The organism is Arthrobacter sp. (assembly GCF_030540645.1).
GTDB lineage: Bacteria > Actinomycetota > Actinomycetes > Actinomycetales > Micrococcaceae > Specibacter.
This window is the reverse complement of the sequence record NZ_JAUNVV010000046.1, coordinates 1-26,256: the sequence shown is the minus strand read 5'-3', so window position 1 is coordinate 26,256 and position 26,256 is coordinate 1. Positions and strand designations below refer to the sequence as shown.

Below are 26,256 nucleotides of genomic sequence, written 5' to 3'. Positions count from 1 at the left end.
CCACAAACACCACAAAAACTAGCCAAGTGACTCAACACAGCTTGACAATTTTCGCTGCGCACCATTGCCGAACAATGGTGCGCAGCTTCAACCTGTTACTCCAGGACCTCGGAGGCTTCGAGCCATTCAAGTTCCAGGCCCTCGCGCTCACTGGCAAGCTTCGCCAGTTTCGCGTTCAGCTCGTTCAGCGCGTCGTAATCCCCCACATGCTCGGTCATCTTGGCCTGGGCCTTCGCCGCGGCTGCCGAGTTCTTGCCCAACTGGCGCTCTAGGCGGTTCAGGACCTTGCGGGCGTCCCGCTTCTCCGCCTCGGAAGGCCCGGTAGGCCCGGCTGCAGCGGCGGCGCCGGCTGATGCAGGGCCGGGAGCGGATGTGTCCCCTGCTTGGCGCAGTTCCAGGTACTGGTCCACGCCTCCCGGCAACCCGCGCAGCTTGCCGTCGCCAAGCAGTGCCATCTGATGATCCGTGACACGTTCCAGCAGGTACCTATCGTGCGAAACCACCACCAGCGTGCCCGGCCAGCCGTCAAGGACGTCCTCCACGGCCGCAAGGGTATCGGTGTCAAGGTCGTTTGTGGGCTCATCGAGCATGAGCACGTTGGGCTCTCCCACCAGCAGACGCAGCAGCTGCAACCGCCTGCGCTCGCCACCGGAGAGGTCCTTCACCATGGTCCACTGCTTGTCCTTCGTGAAACCAAGCTGCTCCACGAGTGTCCCGGCGCTCATTTCCTTGCCGCCGACGTCGAAGGAACGCTTCTCGCGCTCGATGACCTCGATGACGCGCATGTCCAGGACGTCGTCAAGCTCGTTGACCTCCTGGGTCAGCACGGCCGTCTTCACGGTTTTGCCGCGTTTGACCTTCCCTGACGACGGCTCGATCTCACCGTTGAGCAGCTTCAACAGCGTGGTCTTGCCGGCTCCGTTGACACCCACCAGGCCCAGCCGCTCCCCCGGGGCCAGACGCAGGGTGATGTTCTTGAAAATTTCGGTCATGTTTTCGCCTTCACCGAAGCTCAACGAGACGTTTTCCAAGTCCAGGACGTCCTTGCCCAGCCGTGCCGTGGCCATCTTGGACAGGGCGACGGTGTCGCGCGGTTCCGGCACATCGGCGATGAGCTCGTTGGCGGCCTCGATGCGGAACTTGGGCTTGGCCGTGCGGGCAGGGGCACCGCGGCGCAGCCATGCCAGTTCCTTCTTCACGAGCTGGACGCGCTTGGACTCAACGACCGAGTTCATCCTGTCGCGCTCGGCACGGGCCAGCACATACGCTGCATAGCCGCCGTCGAACGGGTCGATGGTGCCGTCGTGGACTTCCCACGTGCGCGTGCACACTTCGTCGAGGAACCAGCGGTCGTGAGTGACGACGACGAACGCACCTTCGTTGGCACGCCACCGCTGCTTGAGGTGCTTTGCCAGCCAGGCCACACCCTCCACGTCAAGGTGGTTGGTGGGCTCGTCAAGCATGATGACGTCGTCATCCCCGATCAGCAGCTTAGCCAAGGCCACGCGTCGCTTCTGGCCGCCGGAGAGCGAGTGGATGTTCGCATGCCAGTCCACCTCGCCCACCAGGTTGCCCATGATTTCACGGATCTTCGGGTTGGACGCCCATTCGTGGTCTGCCGCCTCCCCCACGATCGCGAAGCCCACCGTGTCGTCGCCGTCGAGCACGTCCGTCTGGTCAAGGTAGCTGACCTGAACCCCACCGCGGACGGTGACACGGCCCGAGTCCGCCGTTTGCCGCCCGGCCAGCAGGCGCATCAGCGTGGACTTGCCATCACCGTTTCGCCCCACAATGCCAATGCGGTCCCCTTCTTCAAGCCCTACACTGACCCCGTCAAGGACCGTCCGGGTTGCGAAGGCGACACTTAGATTTTCTCCGCCCAGCAAATGAGCCACGTGGTACCACTTTCCATAAAAAATAATCGTTGAGAAGACAAGTCTTGCAGGTGCACAGGCGCTTAGGCGATAATCGCGGCTCCATGCACGGGACCGGCAACGGCCCACGCCTCATGCCCACGTGCCGAAAAGTCCGCCGCGAGCTCGACTGCATGCTCCCCGGAGGACGCTAGAAAAGCCAGCGTGGGACCGGAGCCGGACACCAACGACGCCAGCGCACCCAGTTCGTTCCCCAGCACCAGCACATCTGCCAACTCCGGGGCCAAGGCCAGCGCGGCCGATTGCAAGTCATTGTGCAGGTACGGGGCCAAAGCTTGTGCATCCCCGGCCCGCAACGCAGCCAAAACACCAGGGGCAACCTGCCGCGGTTCCTCGGCTTCGACGCCGCCGGCCACGCGCAATTCATCCAATTTCCCGTACACGACCGGTGTTGACAGCCCGTGGCTGGCAGGCACCAGCACCCAGTGCAGGGGCGTCGGCGCCAACGCTTCGGTGAGTTTGTCGCCCACTCCGAGGCCGACGGCGGCGCCACCCAAGAGTGCGAACGGCACGTCTGCGCCCAGCTCGGCCCCAATTTGTGAAAGTTCCTCCCGGGAGAGCCCCGTGCGCCACAGCGCGTCGCAGGCCACAAGCGTGGCTGCGGCGTCGGCCGAGCCACCACCCATGCCGCCGGCGATGGGGACATGCTTGGTGATTTCCAGGTGCACGCCACAGGGGTTGTCGGCAATTTCAGCTATGAGCAGGGCTGCCTTGACAGCCAGGTTGCGGCCATCGAGGGGGATCTTTGCCAGTGCGGCAGGATCAAGGGTGCTTGCAGGGCTGATGCTCACGCTCACATCGGTGACCGGGCTGCCCGGCTTGGCAGTGGCAAGGACTTCTTCATGACGGGAGACGGCAAGGTAGGTGCTGGCGACGCTATGGTAGCCATCTTCGCGCAGCGGGCCTACCCGAAAGTAGGCGTTGATTTTTCCGGGTGCGCTGACTTTGACATGCCGTGGGGAATGACTCCACAGCGGGGCCGCGTCGAAGAAATCGCCACTGGTGGACGAGTCCCATGCTGCCCGGCTCTCGCTGCCGTTTTTTGTTGGCTCCATTGAATCCATGTCAGGCCGTGAACCCTATCTTGGCTTCGGCGATGCGGGCGTAGGCGGCTACGTCAATGACTTCGCCGCGGGCGCTGGGGTCAACGCCGGCCTGGCGCAGGTAGCTTTCGGCTGCCGCAGCGCCACCGGCCCAGCCTGCCAAGGCTGCGCGCAATGTTTTGCGACGTTGGGCGAAGGCGGCATCGATGACGGCGAACACTTCTTCGCGGCTGGCCCGTGTCACGGGTGGTTCGTGGCGGGTGAAGGCCACCAGTCCCGAGGAAATCTTGGGGGCTGGCCAAAACACGTTCATGCCGATCACCCCGGCCTTGCGCATTTTGGAGTACCAGGCGCCCTTGACCGAAGGCACGCCATACGTCTTGGATCCCGGCCCGGCCACCATGCGGTCGGCCACCTCGTCCTGCACCATGACCAGGCCGTGCTTCAGGGACGGGAAATGTTCCAGCAGGTTCAGCACCACCGGCACGGCCACGTTGTACGGCAGATTTGCCACCAGCGCAGTGGGTTCGCAGGGCAGTTCGCGCACACGCATGGCATCGGAAAGGACGACGTCGAGGTTGCCCGCCAATTCCGGGCGGAACGCGGCCACGGTGGAGGGGAGCTTTGCGGCCAGCACGGGGTCGATCTCCACGGCAACCACGCGGGCGGCGGCATCGAGTAGACCAAGTGTCAGCGACCCCAGGCCCGGGCCGACTTCAAGCACGGTCTCAGCCGGGTCGAGGTTGGCCGCGGCCACAATCCGGCGGATTGTATTGCCGTCAATAACGAAGTTTTGACCCAGCGTTTTCGTGGGACGGACGCCGATTTCCTCCGCGAGGCGGCGGATCTCGGTGGCACCCAGCAGTGGCTGGGTTGCGGGGCTGGGCTCAGGCAGGGTCACGGAATAATCGTAGCCGCTATTAACGAGTTGGCTCCCCCGCCGCGAAAACGCGGCGGGGGAGCCAGGGAACTTGCGATCAGGATTTTCTCCTGCTCTATCAGCCTGCAGCGTGGGCGCAGCCCCACGGTCCGAGGCCGGCCTTGGCGTAGTACGTGTTGGCCACGGCGATCTGCTGGGCCTTCGTGGCCAGGCTGGCGTTGGGGGCGTAAGCTCCGCCACCGTTGGCCAACCAGCTGGGAATGTCGAACTGGAGTCCGCCGTAGTAGCCGTTTCCGGTGTTGATGGACCAGTTGCCTGTTGACTCACACTGGGCAATGGCATCCCACATGGCTTCATTGGACATGGCCGGAGCTGCGGCTCCGGTGTTGGCACCTGCGGCTTCAACCTTGGGTGCGGCTGCAGGAGCAGCAGCTGTAGGAGCGGGAGCAGCGGGGCGTTCCTTGCTGCCAACACTTATTGCAGCCGCTACGGGAGCCTTGGTGATCGAAGAGCCAGTTTCGGTACGGCTGACAACAACCCCGTCAATAGTCACGGTACGGAAAGTGCGTTGCAGGCTTCCTGCGACGCCGGCGGTAACGGTTTTCTTTTCATCCTTGAAAAGTGCCGGGTCCACGCTTTCTTCGGTTTCGAAAGGCACAGCCTCAGTTTCGCTGGCATTTCCGGCAGTGTTCACCCGCGTCACCTTGATGACTATGTTTTCAACAACAGTTGCGTTGCGGGGGGTGGAAACCAAGTCCGTCTTGGCCAGTGTCACACCTGCTTCGCCGAGTACATCGGAAACGTTCTGCGCTGTCGTGGTCTTGACGGTCTTTTTGCCGTCGGCCACCAGGACCACCTTCTTGGGTGTGATGATGTTGATGTCGCTGGAGTTGGCGAGCAGGGCGTCAACTGGAACGGAAATCCTGGCATTCGCGGCGATACCCAATTGGTTGATCAAGCCGCTGATTTTATTGGATGTAGTGGTGACGACTTGTTCTGTGCCGTCCAAACTAACGGTGATTTTCTTGGCTGTGTTGACGGTGATGGTTCCACCGTTTTCCACCGGTGCGTCAAGGGCGGGGGTGACATGGTCTGCGGCGCTGACGTTCAGGTCTGCCCGCTTGAGCACATCCCCTACGGAACTGCCGAAGCCTTGAACTGAACTGCTTTGACCATCAACAACAAGCGTGACGGTCTTGTTGGCAGTCACGAACGCCATCAGGCCTGCCACGAGTGCCACAAGCACTGCTACCTGGCAGGCAAGCTTCAAATAGCTCAATTTGCCATTGACTGTAAGAAAAGAAGACACAGGTTCCCGTAACTACTAGAGCGCCCGAGCACGGGGAAGATAGAGGACCAGCATCCGGTCGGATTTTATCCGCAGAGTAGTGCGGAAACACCCACCAGAAACTGTTCTTGCAAAAGGGATCCGCTTACCCAAGTGAACGGTGGATCAAGCGGCATAACATCCGTTGGTCTTCCCCGACCACGGCTAATAGTTCTTGAGCGTAACCTAATCGTGACCAAATGGACAAGATTTGATCACGAAAATGTGACGGATGCCACGTTTCTAATCGTCCCAGGAGCCGTAAACAGCTTCAGTATTCCTGCGCAGAAGCTGACACATGCCGACCAGTTCACGTTCCAGTAATTGACTCATGCTTCGTACCGTATAGGGCAGCATGTAACTGGCATTGGGGCGGCCTCGGAAAGGATGCGGTGTCAAAAATGGTGCGTCAGTCTCGACCAAGATGAGAGCTGGGTCGGCAATAGCCAGGGCCTCGCGTAGATTTTTTGCGTTCTTGAACGTCACCGTCCCGGAAAAAGACATGTACCAGCCGTTGTCATTGCAGATTTTCGCCAGTTCGGCATCCCCTGAGAAACAGTGAAACACCATACGCTCAGGCGCCCCCGACTTTTGCAAAATATTCAGCACATCGGTGTGCGCGTCACGACAGTGAATTTGCAGGGCAAGGTTGCGCCGCTTCGCGATTTCCAGATGTTCGCGGAACGAGTGGTGTTGGGCCGCCACGCCGCTCTGCCCCGTCCTGAAGTAGTCAAGGCCCGTTTCCCCGATGGCCCGGATTCTGGGGTGGGTGGACAGTGCATCGATTTCAGCAAGTGCATCTTCGAGAGTCCCCGCGTCCGCCAGCTCCGGGGCATCGTTGGGGTGAATTGCCACAGCGCCCAACAGACGCTTGTTGGCCTCCACGGCAGCCACAGTGAAGCGTGATGACGGCAAGTCGCACCCCACCTGCACGGCCCCACCGACACCCACGGCTTGAGCAGCATCCAGCGCATCTGCCAAGCCAACCGGGGAATCACCGAAGTCAAAGTGTGTGTGGTTGTCATAGACCGGTTCCGGAAGTGGTTCCGGAGCAGCCGCAAAAGCGCCCTGGCGGAAGCCGCCGTCGTTGTTGGAGGACACGTTGCTGGCGGACTCATTCCTCGCAACCAGCTCCGCCAAGGATTCGGGCCGGTAGGGGCGGGGTACATCTTCAGCGCACATAGAGCATTACTTTACCTTTCCCACGTTATTGTTTGCCGGTATTCGTTGCAGCGGTGGAGTCAAATGCAGCTCAAGCTAGTAGCGTGGGTCACATCAGCGTCCGGGCTTAGCGCCGGGCATCAACCGAAAGGTAAGGCATGCACCCGCAGGAAACCATGGTGGCAGGCTCGGGAGCGGTAGGCTCAGGGCCGCAGGCACCCGTGGAGGGTCCGCGCTCTGCACATGCCAGCAGCGAGCCCGCCATGGATGCAGCAACCTTTGCCAAAATCAGCGCTGACATCATGGCTACCATGAATACGGTCATCGACGGCAAGGAAGAGGCAGTGCGGCTGGCTTTGACCGTGCTGCTCGCCGGCGGGCACCTCTTGTTGGAGGATGTGCCCGGCGTGGGCAAGACCCTGCTGGCCAAATCCCTGGCACGAGCAGTGGACTGCTCAGTCAACCGCATCCAGTTCACCCCGGACTTGCTTCCCAGCGATATCACGGGCGTGTCAGTATTCAACCAATCCGCACAGACTTTTGTTTTCCGCCCCGGAGCCATTTTTGCCAATATTGTCATTGGCGACGAGATCAACAGGGCCTCGGCCAAAACCCAGTCCGCTTTGTTGGAGTCCATGGCCGAGCACCAGGTCACAGTGGATGGAACCACGTACCTGCTGCAGCAACCGTTCATGGTGGTCGCCACTCAAAACCCCATTGAGATGGAAGGCACCTATCCTCTTCCCGAAGCGCAGCGGGACCGCTTTATGGCACGGATTTCGTTGGGATATCCCGACGAAGCCGCCGAACTCGCCATGCTTGAAAGCCACCAGTCAGTCAACCCACTTGACAGCATCGACGCGGTCGCATCGGCCGCGCAAGTCCGCTCCATGGTGCAGACCGTGGCAGCCGTTCACGTCTCGCCAGCTGTGCGTGCCTACACCGTGGCGTTGGGCCAGGCCACGCGGAACAGTCCTGCCTTGCGTTTGGGCGCCAGTCCGCGAGCGCTTTTGCAATTGTTGCGAGCAGCGAAAGCAGCTGCCGCATTGGAGGGACGCGGCTTTGTACTGCCGGATGACATCCGCATGCTGGCAGAACCGGTGTTGGCCCATCGCTTGTTGGTGGAGCGCAGTGCCGCCAGCCAGGGTGCGACGCCGTCGGGCATCGTGGAGGACCTGCTCGCAAAGGTCGCCGTACCTGGCATGCCGAACGGTCGGTCCAGGTAAGGCCAGGTGTCCTCCATGCGTCCATTCCGCCCCCGGGGCTGGTTGCTGCTGGGCTTTGGTGCGCTGGCCCTGTTGCTTGCATGGGTCCTTGGTCGCCGCGACTTGTTGGCCGTGGCCGTGTTTTGCTGTGCGTTGCCGGTGGTTGCCGGCGCGGGCCTGTATTGGTTAAAGCATGGCTTTTCCGTCAAGCGGAGCTTTTCACCGGCACTGGCCCAGGTTGGCCAGCCTGTGTCCGTCACGCTTGACGTGCGCGGGCACGCCAACAGCGGGGAGCGTATGCGGCTGATGGAGGAACTGCCGGTCAGCTTCCATGACCTGCCCCGGTTCAACCATCCCAACCCGGTGGTCCCGCGCGGCTTGTTGAGCCGCTACCACTATCAGCTGCACCCATCCCGCCGAGGCATTTTCACCATTGGCCCGCTCACGGCGGAGTTCGCCGATCCCTTTGACGTTGCGTTTTTGCAGCGCAGCCTCGACAACGGTGACATGCTGGCGGTGGCACCGGCCGCCGTCGGGCTTCCCACCATTTCCATTGCTGACGGCAGGGGTCGGGACGGAACACGCAGCACTTCAGAGGTTGCCCATGCCAGCGCCGACGATGCCATGACGCGCGAATACCACTATGGGGACCCGCTCCGTCGCGTCCACTGGCCCGGGACGGCGCGGCAGGGCAAGCTCATGGTGCGTGCCGAGGAGTCAGTCACAGCCCCCGAAGCAGCGCTGGTGCTAGACCGCCGGGCGTTCGCATTCGGGCAGCCGTCCGGGGGCTCGGGCCTGCCCGCACTTCGCACCACCGCCGTCTTTGAATCCGCGGTGGTAGCGGTAATGTCCATAGCCACGCATCTGCTGGACGTGGGCTACACCGTGCGGATCCTGGACCATGCAGGCCAGCCGGCGTTTGCCTCCTCAAGCTCAGCGCTGGAAGGAAACACCGTGGATTTCAACGGCACACACGGCACCCTTCAGGTTGCTGCCGCGTTGGCCGCACTGGAACTCGCCCTGCCCGTGCCCGGCGCCGGAGCCCCCTCCGCCGGACTCCCGGCCACAGGGGAACGTGACTTTGGCGATGCGCTGGCCCACAAGCTCCACCGTGGTCGGCGCGGCGGGCCTCTGGTGGCCGTGACAGGACTGCTCAGCCGCGAGGATGCCCGGCTGCTGGCAGGCACGGCCGACGCGTCACAAACTGCGTGCGCGTTGTTGCTGTGCCACGAGCCTGAGCAGGCCGTGGATGCTCTAAAGATCCTGCACAGCGCAGGCTGGCACGCCGTGGCCTTGCCCAAGGGAACGCCTTTGGCGGAAGCGTGGCTGCAGTTTGACGGTCACGGTCATTCGGTGGGACAGCAGTCATGACCGGGGTCTTGAGCGGGAGCAGCCGCGGACGCAACGGCCCCCAGCGCGACGGCCACGGGCACGACGGCGGAGGTGGCCCTCCTGCACGGACGCCGCGGCGGATGCTGGGTGAGCCCGTGACGGGCTCGGCCCGCTGGATGCTGGCGCTGGCCATGTTCGCGGCCGTCATGGGCTCCTCCCTGTGCCTGCGCGTCGTGCTAGCAAGTTATGACTGGTGGCTGCCGTCAGCCGTGGTGGTTGCCGGGACGCTGGCGCTCCCTGCCCTGCTGCGGCGTTGGCCGGCGTTGGGGTCCTACGCACCGCTGGGGGCATTGGCCGGTTGGTTCATGGCCTTGACCTTGGTGTTTTTTCCAGCCACGGCCGTTCTGGGATTCATCCCCACACCGCGGACGCTAGAGGCTGTGCTGGCGCTGACTTCTGACGCCTCCAACGTGATTCTGACAAGTGCCACCCCAGTTCCCGCTGCAGCGTCGATGAGCTTTTTGGTGGCTGCCGGGCTGGGTTTTGTGGCGCTCGCCATTGACACCGTGGCCCTGACAGTGGCCATGCCAGCGGCGAGTTCGCTGGGTTTTATCCTGATCCTGCTGCCCCCGGCCCTGACCACCAAGGCCGGCATTGACGGTTGGGGGTTCGCTTGGGTGGCGGCAGGGTTTTTGCTGGTGTTGGGGTGCTGCCGCTGGTACGCCCCCGACGGCAGGCTGCGCACAGGAACTCGCACCTACCCAAGTGGAACCTTGACTCGAGCTGTTGCCCTGGGTGCCGTGGTGGTGCTGTTGATGGCATCCGTGCCGACGATCATTCCCGGCTTTAACACAGGCAGTTTTCCCCAGGGTGCGCGGCTGGGTAAAGGTTCGGGCGTGGCCCAGCTGGACCCCATGATCGCTTTGGGCGTGGACCTGCGTTCCCCCTCTAACAACGTCAGTTTGACGTATCTGACCAACATGCCCAGTGCGGAATATTTACGGCTGAACACGCTTGAAAACTTTACCGGGCAGTCGTGGCAACCATCCGCGTTTCCGGAAGGGCTGCAGCCCGGGGTGACTGACTTGTCCCCCAACCCTGCCATCTCACCGGCTCTACCGCGTACCCGTACCGTGACACGGATTTCCACCGTCGGTTTGCAGAGCAGCTGGCTGCCCAGCCCGCTTTCCGTCACCAGTGTTGAGAACCTCGACGGGCAGTGGGTGTGGAACCCCGCAACACAAACCATCCAGTCCGGGAGATCCACCACGCTGGGCCAGTCGTATGTGGTGAACAGCGAAATGCCTGAGCTCAACCCGGGACTGCTGGCTGCATCCACCGCGAGCGCTGCGGCGGATGTGGACCCCGTCTACACCCAGCTGCCCCCGGATGTCCCTGCGGTTGTCAGCACCACTGCCAAAGAGGTTGCCGGTTCCTCCCCCACCCCATATGCCAAAGCCGTGGCATTGCAGGAGTATCTTCGCTCTTCCGTTTTCAGCTACAGCCTGGCAACCCCTGTGGAAGGGGACTATGACGGCTCGGGCATGGCGGTGCTGGCCTCCTTTTTGCAAAAGAAGAGCGGATACTGTGTGCACTTTTCTGCCGCCATGGCCGTCATGGCCAGGGAAATGGGCATACCTTCCCGCATCGCCGTGGGTTACGCCCCCGGGGCAAGCACGGATGAAACAGCAGTTCTTGACGGCCAGCGATTCAAGGGATTCCAAGCCAGCGGCCTGGATGCCCATGCCTGGCCGGAGCTGTTCTTTGCGGGCGTGGGCTGGGTGCCCTTCGAACCAACACCGTCCCGCGGCAGCGTGCCCGACTACTCGCTCGATTTGACCACCCCGGTTTCCGATGGCAGCGGCCCCACAGCCCCGGCCGTGGACCAGGTCCCCACACTGACCGCCACGCCCACGCCCAGTGCGACGGCCGGCGCAGCAGGATCCACCGCAGGCGCGTCTTCCGGCAGCTGGCTGGTTGCTCCGGGAATCACGCTGCTCGTGCTTTTGCTGTTGGGCTCCCCGGCTCTGGCCAGAGTCCTGGTACGACGCCGACGCCTGGCCCGGGTGCGCGACGGCGGCAAAACTGCTCCCGGAGCAGCACCGGAACTCGTTGCGTGGCGTGAACTGCTCGCCACGGCCAGTGACTACGGCCGTCCCGCTGACCCTGCCTTGACCCCGGCACTGAACGCCGAGAGAATCGCACACTTGGCCGGCGTTTCCACCCCGGGTGCGCTGGCACTGCTCCTGCACGCCTACGAACAGGCCGTCTACGGCCAACCGGATGATTCCGCAGCACCTGACCAGCCCTGGGCTGGACGTCCGGAGCTGGCCGACGCCCTTGAAACACTCATCTTCCGTCTTCAAACACACGCCACGCCGTGGCAGCGATGGCGTGCAACCCTTGTACCGGCGTCGTTCTTCAGGAAACGCCAACGCAGCAGCCCCAAAGTAGCCGCGTGAAAGTGAAAGCCCAGAAGCAGCCGTGCCAAAACATCAGCACGGCTGCTGCAGCGCGGGGCGTCAGGCGTTGTTGGGGTTGGGGAAGCCGATGTACTGCGTGTACTGGTATTCCTCGATGCCCTCGATGCTGCCTTCACGGCCCAGGCCCGACTGCTTGACGCCGCCAAACGGGGCTGCGGCGTTGGAGATGACGCCCGCGTTCAGGCCCATCATGCCCGTTTCAATGCGGTTGGCCATGCGCAGCCCGCAGTTGTGGTCCCGGGTGTAGACGTAGGCGACCAGGCCGTATTCGGTGTCGTTGGCCAGTGCGACGGCTTCGTCTTCACTTTTGAACGTGACGATCGGGGCCACCGGGCCGAAGATCTCCTCGCCGAGAATGCGCGATCCCGGCTCCACACCCGCCAGCACGGTGGGCGGGTAGAAGTAGCCGGGGCCGTCGGACGGGGAGCCACCCACGATGGCACGGGCACCGTCAGCCACGGCATCTGTGACCAGGGCGTGCACCTTCGCGCGGCTCTTGGCATCAATGAGCGGGCCAACCGTTGTCTCCGGGTCGGTGCCACGGCCCGTGGTGGTCGCAGCCATTTTGGCGGCCAACTTGGTCGAGAACTCCTCGGCGACGGACTCGTGCACCAGGAAACGGTTGGCGGCTGTGCAGGCCTCGCCCATGTTGCGCAGTTTGGCCGCCATGGCACCGTCGACGGCGGCGTCGATGTCAGCGTCTGCGAAGACGAGGAACGGGGCGTTACCGCCGAGTTCCATAGACGTGCGCAAGACGTTGCTGGAGGCGTCCGCCAGCAACCGCTTGCCCACAGCGGTGGAACCAGTGAAGGACAGCTTGCGCAGGCGGGCGTCTTTAACCACCGGGCCCGTCACGCCCCCGGCGTCGGTGGTCTGCACCACGTTCAGGACCCCGGCGGGTAGGCCTGCTTCCATGAGCACGTCGGCAAACAGGAGACTTGTCAGCGGCGTGAGGTTGGCGGGCTTGAACACCATGGTGCAGCCAGCCGCAATGGCGGGGGCAATCTTGCGGGTGGCCATGGCCAACGGGAAGTTCCACGGCGTAATCAGCAGGCACGGACCGACCGGCTTTTTCTGCACCAGGATCTGTTGGGTGCCTTCCGGGTTGGACGAGTAGCGGCCAAAGGAACGCGATGCCTCTTCGGAGAACCACCGGAGGAATTCGGCACCGTACTTGACCTCGCCACGGGATTCAGCCAACGGCTTGCCCATTTCAAGGGTCATGAGCAAGGCAAAGTCCTCGGCGCGGGCGGTGACCAGTTCAAAAGCCTTACGCAGGATTTCGGCCCTGAAGCGCGGTGCGGTGGCGGCCCATTCGTCCTGCGCAGCCGCAGCGGCATCCATGGCTGCGGCACCGTCGGAGGCACCGGCATTGGCAATTTCCAGCAGTGCCTTGCCTGTGGAGGGGTCCTCCACGGTAAATGTCTGCCCGGCGGCCGCGCTGCGCCATTCACCGTTGATCAACAGTCCTGTGGGAATACTGGCCAGAAGCGTGCTTTCGCGTTCTGTAAGTTCGGCGGCTGCCACGGTCATGAGGGACTCCTTTGTTGAAAGCCGGAGCCACGGCCCGGCTCCAAGAAGAGTGCGCTTGGAGATGGTGCTGCGGCAGTGCGGCGGTGTGCTGAACACTCAGTGCAGTGCTGACCAGTTCACCGTAGTTCCCGGCAAACGGGCGTGTCTAGGCATGCACGCACTGCGCGCACGGCTTTCACTGTGCACTTGTCCAAAGCGCTCATTCAGCGGGCCAAAATCCTAGCTCCTGGCAGCGAGCACTGCACTGTAAAGTTCGCGTTTGCTGACGTGGACGTCGTGGGCGATCACGGCCACGGCCTCCTTCATGCGCATGCCCTGGGTCATGAGTTCATTGACGGCGGCAACATGGTCTTCGGGTGTGCCCGGGTCCGCGTCCGGGGAGCCACCCACCACGATGGCGATCTCACCGCGGATCTGATTCTCTTCAGCCCATTCCAGCAGGCCTGAGAGGGGTTTACGGATGACTTCCTCATAGGTTTTAGTCAGTTCCCGGCACACCGCGGCCGGCCGCGCCGGACCAAAGGCGGTGTGCAGTGCACGCAGCATGGCTTCGAGCCGGTGCGGGGCTTCAAAGAACACCATGGTGCGTTTTTCCACAGCAAGGTCATGGAGCCGGGCCGCCCGCTCCCCCGATTTACGTGGCAGGAAGCCTTCAAAGCAGAACCTGTCGGTGGGCAATCCGGACAACGCCAACGCCGTGAGCACGGCCGAGGGGCCGGGGGCGGCCGTGACCTTCACGCCGGCTGCGACGGCGGCACTCACCAACCGGAAGCCGGGATCTGAGACGGAGGGCATGCCTGCATCAGTGACCATCAGCAGCACCTTCCCGGCCTGCACCTGGGCCAGCAGTTCAGGCGTTTTCACGGCCTCATTGTGCTCGTGGTAGCTGATGATCGCCCCGCCGACTTTGACGTCCAGGCTTGTCACAAGGCGGTGCAGGCGCCGCGTGTCCTCGGCGGCGACGATGTCAGCTGCCCCCAGCCAGGCAATCAGCCGGGCACTGGCATCTGCCATGTTCCCGATGGGGGCGGCGGCGAGAATAATGAAGCCTTCCCCGGGCCGGGTGCTGGGGGCGAGGGAGGCATCTAGGGCTTCTTCCGCCAATTCTGTCGTTTCGGGGTCTTGGCCAAAGTCATCTTCCATGACTCCAGCGTAGTGGGCCACGGCAACAGCCGCCCACTTGGGTACCATTGACCCCGTGCAACCCCACGTTATGGATACCGCCCCGGCGGCCCCGGACCCAGACTCCCACGACGCACCGCCACCTGGTGGTGCGGGCGTCGTTGCAACCGCCGAAGCGCCCAAGCATTCAAAACACACCGCACTTCCCGCCCCCCACTGGCTCCTTGATCCTGCGGCGGCATTCACCAAAGCAGCTGTGGCGGGCCGGCTGCTGGGCCAGCGCTTCTCCTTCAACACCACCCCACCCAGCATGCGTTTGTGGTTTTGGCTGGCCCCGGCCCTGACGGCGCTCATTGGCGGAGTGCTTCGGTTTGTCCGACTCGGCCAGCCGCCGTCACTGGTGTTTGACGAGACGTATTACGTCAAGGACGCCTACAGCTACCTCCAGAGCGGCTACGAGCGGAATTGGGCCGAAAAGGCCAACGATCTTTTCAACCAAGGGATCTTCACCGGTTTGGAAAAGACCGGTGAATACGTGGTCCACCCTCCCGTGGGCAAGTGGATGATCGCGTTTGGCATGTGGCTTTTCGGCCCGGAGAGCACCTTTGGGTGGCGTTTTTCCGCAGCACTGGTAGGCACCATCTCCATCTTTGTGCTGGCTTTGATTGCCCAGAAGATGTTCCGTTCCACCATTTTGGGGGCTACGGCAGGCCTGCTTTTTGCCATTGACGGCCACGCCATCGTGCAGTCCAGGACGTCGCTGCTGGATATATTTGTCATGTTTTTTGCGCTGTTGGGCTTCGGAGCCTTGCTCATGGATCGTGATGACGGACGACGGCGGCTGGCAGCCAAGCTGGCCTCGCTCACCGGAGCGGACGGCAGGGTTGCGGCGAAGGCGCTACTGTACGGACCCTGGTTGGGGATCCGTTGGTGGAGGCTGGCTGCCGGCGTCGCACTGGGCTTGTGTATTGGCACCAAGTGGTCGGGGCTGTTCTTCCTGGCCGCGTTTGGACTGATGAGCGTTGTGTGGGATATGAACGCCCGACGCATTGCAGGGATCAAGTACTGGGTAGTGGGTATGGTCTGGAAAGACGGCATCCTCGCCTTCGTCAGTGTTGTACCCGTCGCCGCCATCACGTATGTGGCGTCCTGGACAGGCTGGTTCATGTCCAAGGATGCCTACGACCGCAACTGGGGAGCAGAGAACCCGGCCGGGCCGTGGGGCTGGGTTCCGGAGTCTTTGCGTTCCCTGTGGCACTACCATTCAACGGCGTACAGCTTCCACACGGGCCTCGGCTCGGACCACCCCTACAAGGCCAATGCCTGGTCATGGTTCGTCATGGGCCGGCCAACGTCGTTCTACATCAAGAACTTCGAAAACGGTGAGGGCGGCTGCACGGTGGACAAGTGCACGGCGGCCGTGACCAGCTTGGGCAACCCGTTGATTTGGTGGGGCGGTTCGCTGGCGATCTTGTTCTTGGTGGGCGTGTGGATTGCGAAGCGCGACTGGCGGGCAGGCGCCATTTTGGTGGGCTTCTCGGCTGGCTTTTTGCCGTGGCTCTTCTACCCGCAGCGCACCATCTTCTTCTTCTACGCCATCGCCTACGAGCCCTTCATGATCTTGGCGGTGGTCCTGGTCCTGGGCATGGTGCTGGGCAAGGTGGGAGACCGGCCGGCGCGTCGCCAGCAAGGCGCCATCTTCGTGGGCATGTTCCTGGTGCTCGCTGTGGCGCTCAGCGCCTTCTTCTACCCGATCTGGGCGGCAGAGATCATTCCGGCTGACCTCTGGCGCCGCCATATGTGGCTGCCCAGCTGGATCTAGCCAGAAATTTGTAAGGCGCCGGCTCGGCCAGCTCAGCAACGGTGACGAACCGATATCGCTGTTGTCTTAGTGATTCACTGATGAGCGCGTTGGCGGTTTGCGTAGCGGTGCGGGCGGTGTAACCGCTAGTTCGCACAGTACCTGCGGCACGTTCTCGGCATCCCCGGAAGTCGGACCGTCGTCAAACGTCGATGACTCATGCGAATACGTGTTTCACAGCATGATCGGCCGCGTGCATGGGGGCGGCTACGGGACCAGTTCCGTGGGTCGAGTGAGATCTTCCCGCCCGGGGAGCGGATCTTAGGCAGATGGCCAGTATTCCATCTGGCGGGTGAGCTGTGCTCATGAGCACGGCCAGTCAACCACGCGCTACGGTGCGAGGTGGCGGGCCGCTTGGCCCCAATTACACAGCTGCAGCGCGGCGGCCCGGGCGCTTGGCTTTCGTGACGGCCTGGCGACGGTCCTTGGTGGGCCAGGTGAACGCCAACGTCAGGGAGGCGACCACCAGCACGAACGCACCGATGAAGATGCCGGCGTCCATCCAGAACTGGCTCGGGAACAGCCGGATCAATGTGTCATCGGTGTAGAACGTCCATGTGCCAGCGGCGAAGAAGATCCGGTGGAATTCGGTGAAGAACGCCTCCCAACCGGTCACAGCGAACACGCCCAGCACAATGATCAAGGCCAAGGTGGCGATAGACCCGGCAAAGAGGCCGCGTCGAATCCCGCCTTGGCTGCGCCTGCGCAGGTACACCATGCCGATGACCATCACAATGGCCAGCACCAGACCGGTCAGGAACGCCACGACGATCACCGACTTGACGTCGGCCATGTGGCCCACTTCCCGATCAAGGAACAGCGGCTTGCCCAACGTGTTGACGAGGTCACCCAAGTAGCGCGGAGAGGCAAAATTCAGCAGGTAGTCCACGGTGTACGAGCCATAGGTGACCCGGTCGTCAGTGGTGAATCCAAACATGTCCGCGGGGAAGCCGGGACGGTGGTATTCGATCCACAAGAAAACCGAGGAGGTGACGAGTCGAATCGAGAGCACCAGCAGCACGATCGGGTAAAACACGGCAATGAGCACCTGGAAGACGCGAGTCAGCACCGGTTTCGTGTTGGCAGCCTTGTCCATGGATGCCTGACGCCTTGCCACTTCTTCCGCCGACGGATGCGCCAGCGGCAGCTCGGTAGGCTCTTCGCCCGAGGTTGCAGGGCCTTCGCTGGACTCGCTGACACTCTGGGCGAGCGAAGCCGCGATTTCCTCATCGCTGGGCAGTCGTGGCAGCCGCGTCGCCGGTCGCATTGGCTCGTCTTCAGCAGACTCGTCGACCTTGATCCGCGGTGCCGGATCTACTGGCGCAGCATCAACCGGTACCTGAGTCTCCTGCGACGGATTCTCCGGTGCCGGATTCTCCTGCGACGGGGCTGGCGCCTGTGCACCGCTGTTGGCTGAGTCCTGGGTCTTTGAATTCTCGCTCACACTTCGAAACGATACCGGCACCCTGCCACTGTCTTGTGCTGCCACCCCGGGCCGATGCCAAACTGTCACCGGATCCCCCATCGGGGCGGTGGTTCACTTCATGCGGTGAAACAGTTGATGACGCGCAGCAGCATCCGGTGGGACCGGCTTGCCAAACGCCTGCTCTGGCGCCTCTATCGGCAGTCCCATGGCAACATTGGTGAGTGGGCTTGTATCAAGCGGTGCCGGGATGGGCCGCTTCGCACCAAAGCCACCGTTGGAGGGCTGCCGCCGGATGCCGGCCAACACCCACGGCATAAAGTACTCCCGAGCCCACAGGATGTCCCCGGCACGGGCTTCACGCCAGCTTTTGCCGGGCAGTGGTTTCGGTGAACAGGGCAGCAGCGTGTGGGGCACATTGAGCGCGTCCAGCACCATGGCCGCCACTGCATGGTGGCCCATCGACGAAGGGTGCAGCCTGTCCGCACTCCACATGCGCGGGTCATGCAGTTCACTCATGGCCCACAGATCGGCAATGATTGCGTCGTTGCGTTCGGCGATGCTGCGCATATTTTCGTTGAAGATGGCTATCTTGGTGCGAAACTGCCCCAGCACGGTGGACTTGCCGGAGTCGGGCCCGGCAAACAGCACCACGGTCACGCCTTGAAAACAAAGGGTTTCCACGGCCCCTTCCAGAAGGGTGGCCAGCTTGTCCGGGTCAGCACCGGGATGAATAAGGTCGTTGCCACCTGCCTGGATGGTTACCAGGTCTGGCTTGAGTGTGAGCGCCTGGCCTAGCTGGGTCTCGACAACCTCATGCAGCAACTCCCCGCGAACGGCCAGATTCGCATAGGCAAAGCCTGGAACACCGATGCTTAGTTCTTCTGCGACCCTGTCCGCCCAACCACGATAGCCTCCCGGACTCCGCGGTTCCGGATCGTCCAAGCCTTCGGTGAAGGAATCCCCCATCGCCACGAAGCGGCTCCATGGATGCGGGGGCAGACTTTGCAACTGGTCCGGCACCTGCCCGCGTTCTACATCCTGCTCTGGTCCCATAACCCCATAGTGCACCCTTGGTGCTGCGTGTGGCAGGTGAAAAGCCAAAATATTTTCCGCCAACCGCAGGCACCCGGCCACCACCAGCACAGGCCTGTCCACCTACTTTGTTGCACTGCTGCCCCTCACGGCGCAAGCCTCAGGCCGAGCGTACGGAGGCTCCGGCGTCGTCCGCGCCAAGATCCCCGCTCTCACCGGCTCGCACCGCCCGGCCACCGAGCACCAGTGTGTAGGTCCAGTAGGCGGCAAGTACCAGCCCACCGATGCTGACCTTGGCCCACACCGGCAGCGGGCTGGGCGTCACATAGGCTTCGACAAGCCCGGACACGAACAGTACCAACACTAGGCCAGCGGCGACCGTCATCAAGGAGCGGCCTTCCTTGGCCAGGGAATTGAGCCGCGTCTGCGGGCCTGGGCTCACCCACGCCCAAAAGATGCGCAGACCGGCGGCGGCGGCAATGAAGATGGCGGTCAGCTCCATAAGACCGTGCGGGAGGATGTAGCTGAAAAACACGTCACCACGGTCATAGGCGAACATGACCCCTGCCGTCATGCCCACGCCCTGGGCGTTGGAGAAGACGGCGTAAGGCACGAACACGCCGGTGATCCCAAAGGCCACGCATTGGGCGGCAATCCAGGCATTGTTCGTCCAGACGGCCCCGGCAAAGGAAGCCGCCGGGTTCTCCGAGTAGTAGGCAACAAAGTCGTGCTCCACGAGCTGCTGCAATTGTGCGTCACTGCCCATGGCGGCCAGCACGCCGGGATTCCCTGCCGTCCAGGCCCCAAATAGTGTGGCAATGAGGACGAACACGGCACCCACAATGACCGTCAGCCAGCGAATCCGGTAGAACGCTGCAGGAAGTGAGATGACAAAGAAACGCGCTATATCCACGAAGAAGTTGGATTTGGCGCCCGTGAACCGGGTCCGTGTATTGGCAAGGGTGGCCGACAACGACGCGGAGAGCTGGCTCTCAGCCGCCACCGACCGAATGAGCGACAAGTGCGCTGAGACGCTCTGGTACAGGTCAAGCAACTCGTCCGTCTCAGCTCCGGTCAGACGCCGTTTCCTGGCAAGCACATCCAGCCGCGCCCACTGGGGGCTGTGCACTGTTGTAAACGCGTCCATGTCCATCCGCCCCAGCATAGCGCCCGACGGCGTCGCCCCGATGCCACGGCACCTGAGCCAAACCATGCTAAATACTAAACAAATTTTCTGTCAATGAACCGTCGGCCAAGGTTAGAATCCATCCCGAAGCGAAAAGGAACACAATTATTGTGACAACAACCACCAACAAGATTTCTTTCCATCCATTATCCAAGAATCTAGAGGCCCGTTTCCCCAAGCGCCGACTCGAACGTCCGTGGATAAAGCCGGCGTAGGCATTCCAATCAAAGAGGGCGGACCATGCCCAAATCAGCATAGCCCCGGACAACGCAACTGCACCGAGAACTGAAATAACAAAAAGGAGACCATTCGGGAAGTCTAATTTCACAAGTTCGGCAATATGTCCAAACACGTTGGTCGCAAATCGAGCCACTGGACTTGAATCCGCTGAGACCGGAGTACCGGCAACTGCCTCAGTAACTCGCTGCCGCAGCGAAGTGATCGTGTAATTATGCCAGGTCAAGTTAAATACTGAAAACCAAGCTGTCGCGACCGCCCCGATGGACATCAACACGCGGACGCCCACGCCCGCCGCATTCCAAGTCCACAGACGAGCTTTGGAAGTTCGCACGATCGCTATGACGAGAGTGACAACTTGTCCAAATACCATGCCCACCGCTAGACCGAACAGTATTTGGTAGGTCATCAGAAATAGCGCCGCAACCGCCACCGCGACCAGACCGATGAACCACAGTTCTTCCCCGGAATTGGAACCGCTCTCGGTCTTCGCTGGAGGGTACGAAAGTTCAATGTTCTTCTGGACGTTCAAGTATCGCCGAGCATCAATGGAGACGTCCACATCACCTTTGACATCGCCGACTATGACCTGATTCCCGTCACGGTTGCTTGTCTTGACCTTCTTTTATGACTGCCACAACGAGCTCCGCGTGCCCAGCGGGATAATTGCCACGACAAGTCCACCGAAAATCGCTGCGATAACACCTGACAGCGTCTGCGTCCAGAATGCAGCCATCAGAATCCACCCACAAAGAACATTAATCGACTACATTTCAACATTTTGTCTCTTTTCTTGTATGGACCTGGTCTCGAAGTTTCATCGGAGGGGATACTCGTGATTCGGAGCTTCCTTTCCGCGTGCGTAGTCTGAGGATCTCAGGAGGGTGTGACATTTGCCCGGTGCAGTGTGTCGGTGAAGGGTTCCGCGCCTGCCGCGGCGATGCCGACGACCTTGCCACCGATCTTAAAGCGCCTGTCTGGGACGAACTTCCAAACGCGCCTCTCGTGCCCGGCAGGTAGTGGTCAAGGACAGAGATCTGCGGTTGGAAGCCAAATCCCGCCTTCAACGACGGTCCGCCATCGTCCTTTTAGGAATTCCCATTCGAACAACACCCATCCAATCAACGGGATGTGACAGGCGCTCGGCTCTCGATCACCGGAGAACCCGAATACCATTTGCTCGCCTCGATTGCCAGCCGATCAGGGCTCAACGGCCACGGTAGGACGCTACCCACCACAAGTTTGGTGTATCAGAGTCTTGGAAAACCAGTGGGAGCAAACACGATGTTCGAACGAACCCCAATACGGCCGTGGCCCACTTAAGCACAGACAAATTCCAGCACATTTATGTTCTTTTGGTAGCAAGTGATGGTTACGGCAACTTCGGCAATGGTTGCCGACCGCTTTTCGATTCCGATACCTGCGACCTGTTGCAGGCTCAATTCCAGCGACCTGCCTTCATCAACCAGCCATTTCAGAGCCGTTCCGCCGGGAACTACACCACTCCACGGGACGTAACGATGTCGCGTACTTCACGGTAGTTGACAACCAAAAAGTCGCCTCAACCACACGAAGGCTTCTAAAGTGAACACGACCTGATTGGTGACGAATTTGCCGATCTTCAACAGTAGTGCTGTCTCCGGCTTCTGCGCCGTTCTGATCCTGCTGATATTCGCAATAATTGCTGCAGCACGGTGGCTGACAACACTCGGCCAATCCACGGCGGCATGACACATTCCGGGGACCAACGCACTTTCGCAGAAAACCCTGCCTTGCGTCGTGGCTAGACTGTTTCAATGTCTGCGATCATCACCGGTGAAGCCGTTGTCCTGGAGCTTCGCCCCGCCTCCTTCGCCGCCCGCTCGCTCGCCACGGCCATCGACGTTTCGGCCACCTTACTGGTTGGACTGGGCTTGGTCATGTTGCTGGGCGCGCTGCCCTTTGTGGTGGACTTCGCTGCCGTGCGGGCCATCCTGATCGTTGCGGTGGTCACGCTGCTTGTCATTGTGCCCATCACCGTCGAGACGCTGAGCCGGGGAAAGTCATTGGGAAAGCTCGCCCTTGGCCTGCGTATCGTCAGGGACGACGGCGGGTCCATCCGTTTTCGCCATGCCATGATCCGGGCACTGCTGGCGGTTTTGGAGATTTACATGACGCTGGGTTCAGTGGCCTGCTTGGTGTCCTTGTTTAATGACAAGTCCAAGCGTCTGGGTGACATGCTGGCCGGCACATATGCCATTCGGGACCGTGCACCAAAAGTGAAACCGCTGCAGGTGTCCGTCGCCCCGCAGCTGGCCCCTTGGGCGGCATTGGCCGATATTGGCCGTCTACCGGATCCGCTGGCCCGGCGCATCTCCCTGTTTCTGAACCAGGGATCCGCCATGGCCCCGGCATCACGCCATGCGCTGGGGCTGGAGCTTGCCAACGAGGCCAGCCAGTTCGTTGCCCCGCTGCCAGCTCCCGGCACGGACCCTGCCGTATTCCTGTCATCCTTGATGGCTGAACGCCGTGAACGTGATTTCCACCGCCTCACCGCCTCGGCGCAGCGTGCAGCCGTGGTGCGCAGCCAGCTCCAGCGCCACGGTGCGGGCGGGAACTAGGGCATCAATTTCTCGTCCCGGGGAGTTCTAGCGCGAGGCGTAGTTCTCGAAGGGGATGTTCCAATCACCAAATCCGTCGGTGGGGGCGATCGTCTCGTTCGGTGTTCCGACGGTGTGGACGATGTCGCCCGCGTGCATGTTCTCAAACACCCAGCTGGCGCCCTCCGCAGACAGGCCGATGCAGCCATGGGAGAGGTTCGCGACGCCCAGATACGGCATGGCGGAGTCCGTGGCCTGGTGGATGAAGATGCCGCTCGGTGTCAACCTGGTGGCGAATTGCACGTCGACTGAACCGTAGTCGCCAGGGTCCCCTGGCTTGAGTCCAATGGTTGAGGCCTTGAACGTGGCATAGCGCTGCTTGTCCGCCGTCAGCACGATGTAGCCGGATGCCGACGGGAACGCCGTGTCTCCCATGGTTGCCGGGAATGTGCGGGCAACCTGGTCGTTGACAAGAATACTGACGCTCAGGGCTGCTGCGTCGGCTTCCATGACCACCTTGTTGCCAATGTTGACGTTGTAGTTCTTGTTGAAGTTGGCGATCATGCCATTGCCAATATCCATACCGTAAAGCTTCATGTCCACGTTGACCACCGAGTTGGCTGGCCAATAGTCCGCAGTGCGGTAGCGCACCATCTTGTCCGAGTACCAGCGGAACGCACCGGGCTGACCGGCACCGTTATTGATGGTGATGGCCTTTTCCACGGCTTCCTTGTTCACCACGGGTTCGCTGAAGTTGAACTGGAGCGGCTGGGCTACACCGACGGTGACACCAGCGGCCGGGTATACGGAGGCGTCTGCCTCATGTGATGCCGGAACCGTGGTGAAGGTGCTGATCGAGTTCTTGTTGGTCCCGACCGTGTCAACGGCGGTGACGTTAAAGGTGTAGGCCGTGTCAAATTTCAGTGGAGTCGTGGCCGTCCACGTGCCGCCGTCGTCGGAGAGCTTGCCGTCGCTGACTGCGCCTGTGGCTGTTTCCTTCAGGACCACGTTGAACATTTTCCCGTGTTCCACCGTTGCAACTACTGCACTTGTCGGGTTCACAAAGTCAGTGCCGGTAGCCGGGTTGAGTGTCAGCACAGCCGGAATTGCTGCCATTTTGGGGGTAGGAGTTGCTTGCGGGCCCTGCGTGTTGGTACTGGTGGACACCGTGGGTGAGTTTTGCCCGGCAGCATTCCCGATCCCGGGCAGCCAAGAATTGGCGACAGCAAGGCCAACCCCGCCACCGGCAACTGCCAGTGCAAGAAGGATGATCAGCGCGACCTTCCAGCCTCGCCTGGGCTTCGCGGTCTCGGTCAACTCAGCCATGCAAATTCCCCATTCGGTGGGCCATGCAACGTTCTTCTTCAGTGGCACATGGTGCGCCAGCTAACTATTTTACGGCATGTTTGCCCAACGAATGGCGATTCATGGGCCAGCAGCAGCGATCGAGACCGGACCGTTGCCCGGGTTACGGTCCTGTGATGGTTCCGTTGCGCAGGTAGTCCAACTGCGCTTCCACGTTCAATTGCGCAGCTGCCAATAGACTTTCCGGCACGTCCGGGTAGACGCGTTCTGCGACTGCCTGCACGGAAGGGATCGTTCCGCTTTCCTTCTCCAAACGTTCGACGGCGGAGCGGACTTGGGCGATCCGTTCCCCTCTGTGTTCTGCATAGGCTTGCGCTGCCTTCGCCAGGCTGGCAAGCACCGGTCCGTGGCCTGGCAAGGCGGGAACCGGGTTCTCTGCGGTGCCGTGTTCATCACCCCAGTTGCGCAACATGTCCAACGACGCCAGGTACTCTCCCAGCCGTCCATCCGGGTAGCAGATAACGGTGCTGCCGCTGCCCAGAATCGTATCCCCCGTCAGCACCATGTGCCCGGCCAACGACGTAACCGCCGGTTCCGGTGCGGAGGAGGTGTCCGGCGTCGCGCCTGGCTCGGGTGTCGTGTCTGGTTCACGGAATGCCGGGGCAACCGCAAAGCACAGGGAGTCGCTGGTGTGTCCAGGGGTGGCCAAGACGGTGATGTCCAGACCTGCTGCGTGGATGGTTTCACGGTCGCGCAAGGGATCCCCGCCATGGCAGAAAGCGGACAAGGCGGCACGGACAGGGGCTCCGCTGAGTTGATGCAAGTAGGCGCTGCCATCGGTGTGGTCGCCGTGCTGGTGGGTGATAAGAATCAGCTCCACGGCACCTGCAGCCGCCAATTCAGCCAGGTGCGGCTCCAACAACGGACCTGGGTCAACCACCACCATGCCCGGAGCGCCGGGCGCAGCCAGCACATAGGAATTTGTTCCATCCAGGGTCATCGGCCCAGAATTTTCAGCCTTGCGCCTCCGCACGAAATCCCCCATGCGTTCCCAACGTTCGTTCATTCCCTGCCCATCCCCCGGCGGCGCCGGATGCTAGTAGCGGTAGTACGTGGGCTTGTATGGCCCGGCCGGATCCAGATTCAAGTATGCTGCCTGATCGTCGGTGAGTACCGTCAGTTCAACACCCAGGGCGTCCAGGTGCAGGCGGGCCACTTTCTCGTCCAGGATCTTGGGCAGCACGTACACTTCCATGGCATATTCGGGCTGCGCCTGATCCTTTTTCATGAAGAGTTCGATCTGCGCAATGACCTGATTGGCGAAGGAGTTGCTCATGACGAAGGAGGGGTGGCCCGTGGCGTTGCCCAGATTCAGCAGGCGCCCCTCGGACAAGACGATGATGGAGCGCTCCGCAGCAGAGCCTGCGTCAAACACCCATTCGTGGACTTGCGCCTTGATCTCCACCTTCGCCACACCGGCGATTTTTGCCAGGCCCGCCATGTCGATTTCGTTGTCGAAGTGGCCAATGTTGCCCACGATTGCCTTGTTCTTCATCTTGAGCATGTCGGCGGCCATGATGATGTCCTTGCCGCCTGTTGTGGTGATGAAGATGTCACCCTGGCCGAGGACTGACTCCAGTTTGGCAACCTGGTAACCGTCCATGGCTGCTTGGAGGGCGCAGATCGGGTCAATTTCGGTGACGATGACGCGGGCGCCCTGTCCCCGCAGCGCCTCAGCCGAGCCCTTGCCGACGTCGCCGTAGCCACAGACGACCGCGACCTTCCCGCCAATGAGCACATCGGTGGCGCGCATGATGCCGTCTGGGAGTGAATGGCGGATGCCGTACTTGTTGTCGAACTTGGACTTTGTGACGGAGTCATTGACATTGATGGCGGGGAAGAGCAGTTTGCCGTCGGCGGCCAACTGGTAGAGCCGGTGCACGCCCGTGGTCGTTTCCTCCGTGACACCGTGGATCCCTGCTGCAATGCGCGTCCACCGCTGCGCGTCTGCGGCAAGGGAGTCGCGCAGCACTTGGAGGAAGATGGTACCTTCTTCGGACTCTTCCTCCGTGGTGGCAGGAACGAAACCTGCTGCTTCGAATTCAGCGCCCTTGTGGACCAGCATCGTGGCATCGCCGCCGTCGTCAAGGATCATGTTGGGCCCCCGGAGGGAAGGCCGGCCGGGATCAGTGCCCGCACCTGGCCAGTTGAAGATCTGTTGTGCCGTCCACCAATATTCCGCTAACGATTCGCCCTTCCAGGCAAAGACCGGGACGCCCGTAGGATTTTCAGGTGTGCCATGCCCCACCACGACGGCGGCAGCTGCTTCATCCTGGGTGGAGAAAATGTTGCAGGACGCCCATCGAACTTCGGCCCCGAGCGCTGTCAACGTTTCGATTAACACCGCGGTTTGGACCGTCATGTGAAGTGAGCCGGCAATGCGGGCGCCCTTCAGTGGCTGGGTCGACGCATATTCGGCGCGCAGGCTCATGAGACCGGGCATCTCAAATTCGGCCAGACGGATCTGGTGGCGGCCAGCGGCTGCCAGAGAGATATCGGCAATTTTGTAGTCGGCCGGGGACAGAGTCACTGATGTGGATGAATTCATGG

Annotated in this window: 19 protein-coding genes; 5 read left to right on the top strand and 14 right to left on the bottom strand. The window is 61.7% G+C overall.

Going from position 1 to position 26,256, the window contains the following annotated elements:
- Nucleotides 1-95 precede the first annotated feature (95 nt).
- The 5 genes from Q4P21_RS09995 to Q4P21_RS09975 all read right to left on the bottom strand — a co-directional run bounded on the left by Q4P21_RS09995 (nt 96) and on the right by Q4P21_RS09975 (nt 6,366).
- Nucleotides 96-1,895: an ABC-F family ATP-binding cassette domain-containing protein gene (locus Q4P21_RS09995; protein ID WP_303388627.1), complete on the bottom strand. Its 1,800-nt coding sequence runs from the start codon at nt 1,893-1,895 to the stop codon at nt 96-98.
- 62 nt (nt 1,896-1,957) lie between these two features.
- Nucleotides 1,958-2,989: a 4-(cytidine 5'-diphospho)-2-C-methyl-D-erythritol kinase gene (locus tag Q4P21_RS09990; RefSeq protein WP_303388626.1), complete on the bottom strand. Its 1,032-nt coding sequence runs from the start codon at nt 2,987-2,989 to the stop codon at nt 1,958-1,960.
- Between the two features lie 10 nt (nt 2,990-2,999).
- Nucleotides 3,000-3,872, bottom strand: coding sequence for a 16S rRNA (adenine(1518)-N(6)/adenine(1519)-N(6))-dimethyltransferase RsmA (rsmA, locus tag Q4P21_RS09985; RefSeq protein WP_303388629.1), 873 nt, complete (start codon nt 3,870-3,872; stop codon nt 3,000-3,002).
- 103 nt (nt 3,873-3,975) lie between these two features.
- Nucleotides 3,976-5,136: a transglycosylase family protein gene (locus Q4P21_RS09980; RefSeq protein ID WP_369598886.1), complete on the bottom strand. Its 1,161-nt coding sequence runs from the start codon at nt 5,134-5,136 to the stop codon at nt 3,976-3,978.
- Between the two features lie 291 nt (nt 5,137-5,427).
- Complete coding sequence (locus Q4P21_RS09975) at nt 5,428-6,366, bottom strand: TatD family hydrolase (protein WP_303388624.1); 939 nt, start codon at nt 6,364-6,366, stop codon at nt 5,428-5,430.
- Nucleotides 6,367-6,503: 137 nt separating this feature from the next.
- Between Q4P21_RS09975 and Q4P21_RS09970 the strand changes: the two genes are divergently transcribed.
- From Q4P21_RS09970 to Q4P21_RS09960, 3 genes are read left to right on the top strand one after another with little or no spacing between them, the layout of a single operon-like run.
- Nucleotides 6,504-7,571, top strand: a complete 1,068-nt coding sequence (locus tag Q4P21_RS09970) for a MoxR family ATPase (RefSeq protein WP_303388623.1) — start codon at nt 6,504-6,506, stop codon at nt 7,569-7,571.
- A 15-nt stretch (nt 7,572-7,586) separates the two neighbouring features.
- Nucleotides 7,587-8,921 (top strand): DUF58 domain-containing protein, encoded by a 1,335-nt coding sequence (locus Q4P21_RS09965; protein ID WP_303388622.1) that lies wholly within the window; start codon nt 7,587-7,589, stop codon nt 8,919-8,921.
- Complete coding sequence (locus Q4P21_RS09960) at nt 8,918-11,344, top strand: DUF3488 and transglutaminase-like domain-containing protein (protein ID WP_303388621.1); 2,427 nt, start codon at nt 8,918-8,920, stop codon at nt 11,342-11,344. The genes Q4P21_RS09965 and Q4P21_RS09960 overlap by 4 nt, the downstream gene beginning before the upstream one ends.
- A gap of 60 nt (nt 11,345-11,404) precedes the next feature.
- On the opposite strand, the gene Q4P21_RS09955 is transcribed toward Q4P21_RS09960, so the two are convergent.
- Together Q4P21_RS09955 and rsmI are read right to left on the bottom strand one after the other, a co-directional pair.
- Nucleotides 11,405-12,898 (bottom strand): NAD-dependent succinate-semialdehyde dehydrogenase, encoded by a 1,494-nt coding sequence (locus Q4P21_RS09955; protein WP_303388620.1) that lies wholly within the window; start codon nt 12,896-12,898, stop codon nt 11,405-11,407.
- A 219-nt stretch (nt 12,899-13,117) separates the two neighbouring features.
- Entirely contained in the window at nt 13,118-14,041 is a 924-nt protein-coding gene (gene rsmI / locus Q4P21_RS09950; RefSeq protein WP_303388619.1) for a 16S rRNA (cytidine(1402)-2'-O)-methyltransferase, read from the bottom strand.
- A 70-nt stretch (nt 14,042-14,111) separates the two neighbouring features.
- On the opposite strand from rsmI, the gene Q4P21_RS09945 reads away from it, so the two are divergent.
- On the top strand, nt 14,112-15,842 hold the full coding sequence (locus Q4P21_RS09945; protein ID WP_303388628.1) for a dolichyl-phosphate-mannose--protein mannosyltransferase: 1,731 nt from the start codon (nt 14,112-14,114) through the stop codon (nt 15,840-15,842).
- 403 nt (nt 15,843-16,245) lie between these two features.
- Here the strand turns inward: Q4P21_RS09945 and Q4P21_RS09940 are convergent, their stop codons facing one another.
- The 4 genes from Q4P21_RS09940 to Q4P21_RS09925 form a co-directional block, all read right to left on the bottom strand.
- Nucleotides 16,246-17,325 (bottom strand): TIGR01906 family membrane protein, encoded by a 1,080-nt coding sequence (locus tag Q4P21_RS09940; protein ID WP_303388618.1) that lies wholly within the window; start codon nt 17,323-17,325, stop codon nt 16,246-16,248.
- A 93-nt stretch (nt 17,326-17,418) separates the two neighbouring features.
- Nucleotides 17,419-18,360, bottom strand: coding sequence for an SGNH/GDSL hydrolase family protein (locus Q4P21_RS09935; RefSeq protein WP_303388617.1), 942 nt, complete (start codon nt 18,358-18,360; stop codon nt 17,419-17,421).
- Between the two features lie 139 nt (nt 18,361-18,499).
- Entirely contained in the window at nt 18,500-19,492 is a 993-nt protein-coding gene (locus Q4P21_RS09930) for a stage II sporulation protein M (RefSeq protein ID WP_303388616.1), read from the bottom strand.
- 61 nt (nt 19,493-19,553) lie between these two features.
- Complete coding sequence (locus tag Q4P21_RS09925; protein WP_303388615.1) at nt 19,554-20,324, bottom strand: hypothetical protein; 771 nt, start codon at nt 20,322-20,324, stop codon at nt 19,554-19,556.
- Nucleotides 20,325-21,558: 1,234 nt separating this feature from the next.
- Here Q4P21_RS09925 and Q4P21_RS09920 point away from each other — a divergent pair.
- Nucleotides 21,559-22,362 carry an RDD family protein gene (locus Q4P21_RS09920; protein ID WP_303388614.1) on the top strand — a complete coding sequence of 268 codons (804 nt, stop codon included), beginning with the start codon at nt 21,559-21,561 and terminating at the stop codon, nt 22,360-22,362.
- A 27-nt stretch (nt 22,363-22,389) separates the two neighbouring features.
- Here the strand turns inward: Q4P21_RS09920 and Q4P21_RS09915 are convergent, their stop codons facing one another.
- From Q4P21_RS09915 to ahcY, 3 genes are all read right to left on the bottom strand, one after another.
- The gene (locus tag Q4P21_RS09915) at nt 22,390-23,667 is read right to left on the bottom strand and encodes an Ig-like domain-containing protein (RefSeq protein ID WP_303388613.1); all 1,278 of its coding nucleotides are present in this window, start codon (nt 23,665-23,667) and stop codon (nt 22,390-22,392) included.
- 142 nt (nt 23,668-23,809) lie between these two features.
- Complete coding sequence (locus tag Q4P21_RS09910; RefSeq protein WP_303388612.1) at nt 23,810-24,712, bottom strand: MBL fold metallo-hydrolase; 903 nt, start codon at nt 24,710-24,712, stop codon at nt 23,810-23,812.
- A 30-nt stretch (nt 24,713-24,742) separates the two neighbouring features.
- On the bottom strand, nt 24,743-26,254 hold the full coding sequence (gene ahcY, locus Q4P21_RS09905; RefSeq protein WP_303388611.1) for an adenosylhomocysteinase: 1,512 nt from the start codon (nt 26,252-26,254) through the stop codon (nt 24,743-24,745).
- Between the last annotated feature and the right edge of the window lie 2 nt (nt 26,255-26,256).

Coding starts and splice junctions, on each gene's coding strand:
- Q4P21_RS09965 (WP_303388622.1), top strand. CDS start 7,587: ATGCGTCCATTCCGCCCCCGGGGCTGGTTGCTGCTGGGCTTTGGTGCG.
- Q4P21_RS09955 (WP_303388620.1), bottom strand. CDS start 12,898: ATGACCGTGGCAGCCGCCGAACTTACAGAACGCGAAAGCACGCTTCTG.
- Q4P21_RS09975 (WP_303388624.1), bottom strand. CDS start 6,366: ATGTGCGCTGAAGATGTACCCCGCCCCTACCGGCCCGAATCCTTGGCG.
- Q4P21_RS09945 (WP_303388628.1), top strand. CDS start 14,112: ATGGATACCGCCCCGGCGGCCCCGGACCCAGACTCCCACGACGCACCG.
- Q4P21_RS09910 (WP_303388612.1), bottom strand. CDS start 24,712: ATGAACGAACGTTGGGAACGCATGGGGGATTTCGTGCGGAGGCGCAAG.
- Q4P21_RS09920 (WP_303388614.1), top strand. CDS start 21,559: ATGTCTGCGATCATCACCGGTGAAGCCGTTGTCCTGGAGCTTCGCCCC.
- Q4P21_RS09935 (WP_303388617.1), bottom strand. CDS start 18,360: ATGGGACCAGAGCAGGATGTAGAACGCGGGCAGGTGCCGGACCAGTTG.
- ahcY (WP_303388611.1), bottom strand. CDS start 26,254: ATGAATTCATCCACATCAGTGACTCTGTCCCCGGCCGACTACAAAATT.
- Q4P21_RS09970 (WP_303388623.1), top strand. CDS start 6,504: ATGCACCCGCAGGAAACCATGGTGGCAGGCTCGGGAGCGGTAGGCTCA.
- Q4P21_RS09960 (WP_303388621.1), top strand. CDS start 8,918: ATGACCGGGGTCTTGAGCGGGAGCAGCCGCGGACGCAACGGCCCCCAG.
- Q4P21_RS09930 (WP_303388616.1), bottom strand. CDS start 19,492: ATGGACATGGACGCGTTTACAACAGTGCACAGCCCCCAGTGGGCGCGG.
- Q4P21_RS09990 (WP_303388626.1), bottom strand. CDS start 2,989: ATGGAGCCAACAAAAAACGGCAGCGAGAGCCGGGCAGCATGGGACTCG.
- rsmI (WP_303388619.1), bottom strand. CDS start 14,041: ATGGAAGATGACTTTGGCCAAGACCCCGAAACGACAGAATTGGCGGAA.
- Q4P21_RS09915 (WP_303388613.1), bottom strand. CDS start 23,667: ATGGCTGAGTTGACCGAGACCGCGAAGCCCAGGCGAGGCTGGAAGGTC.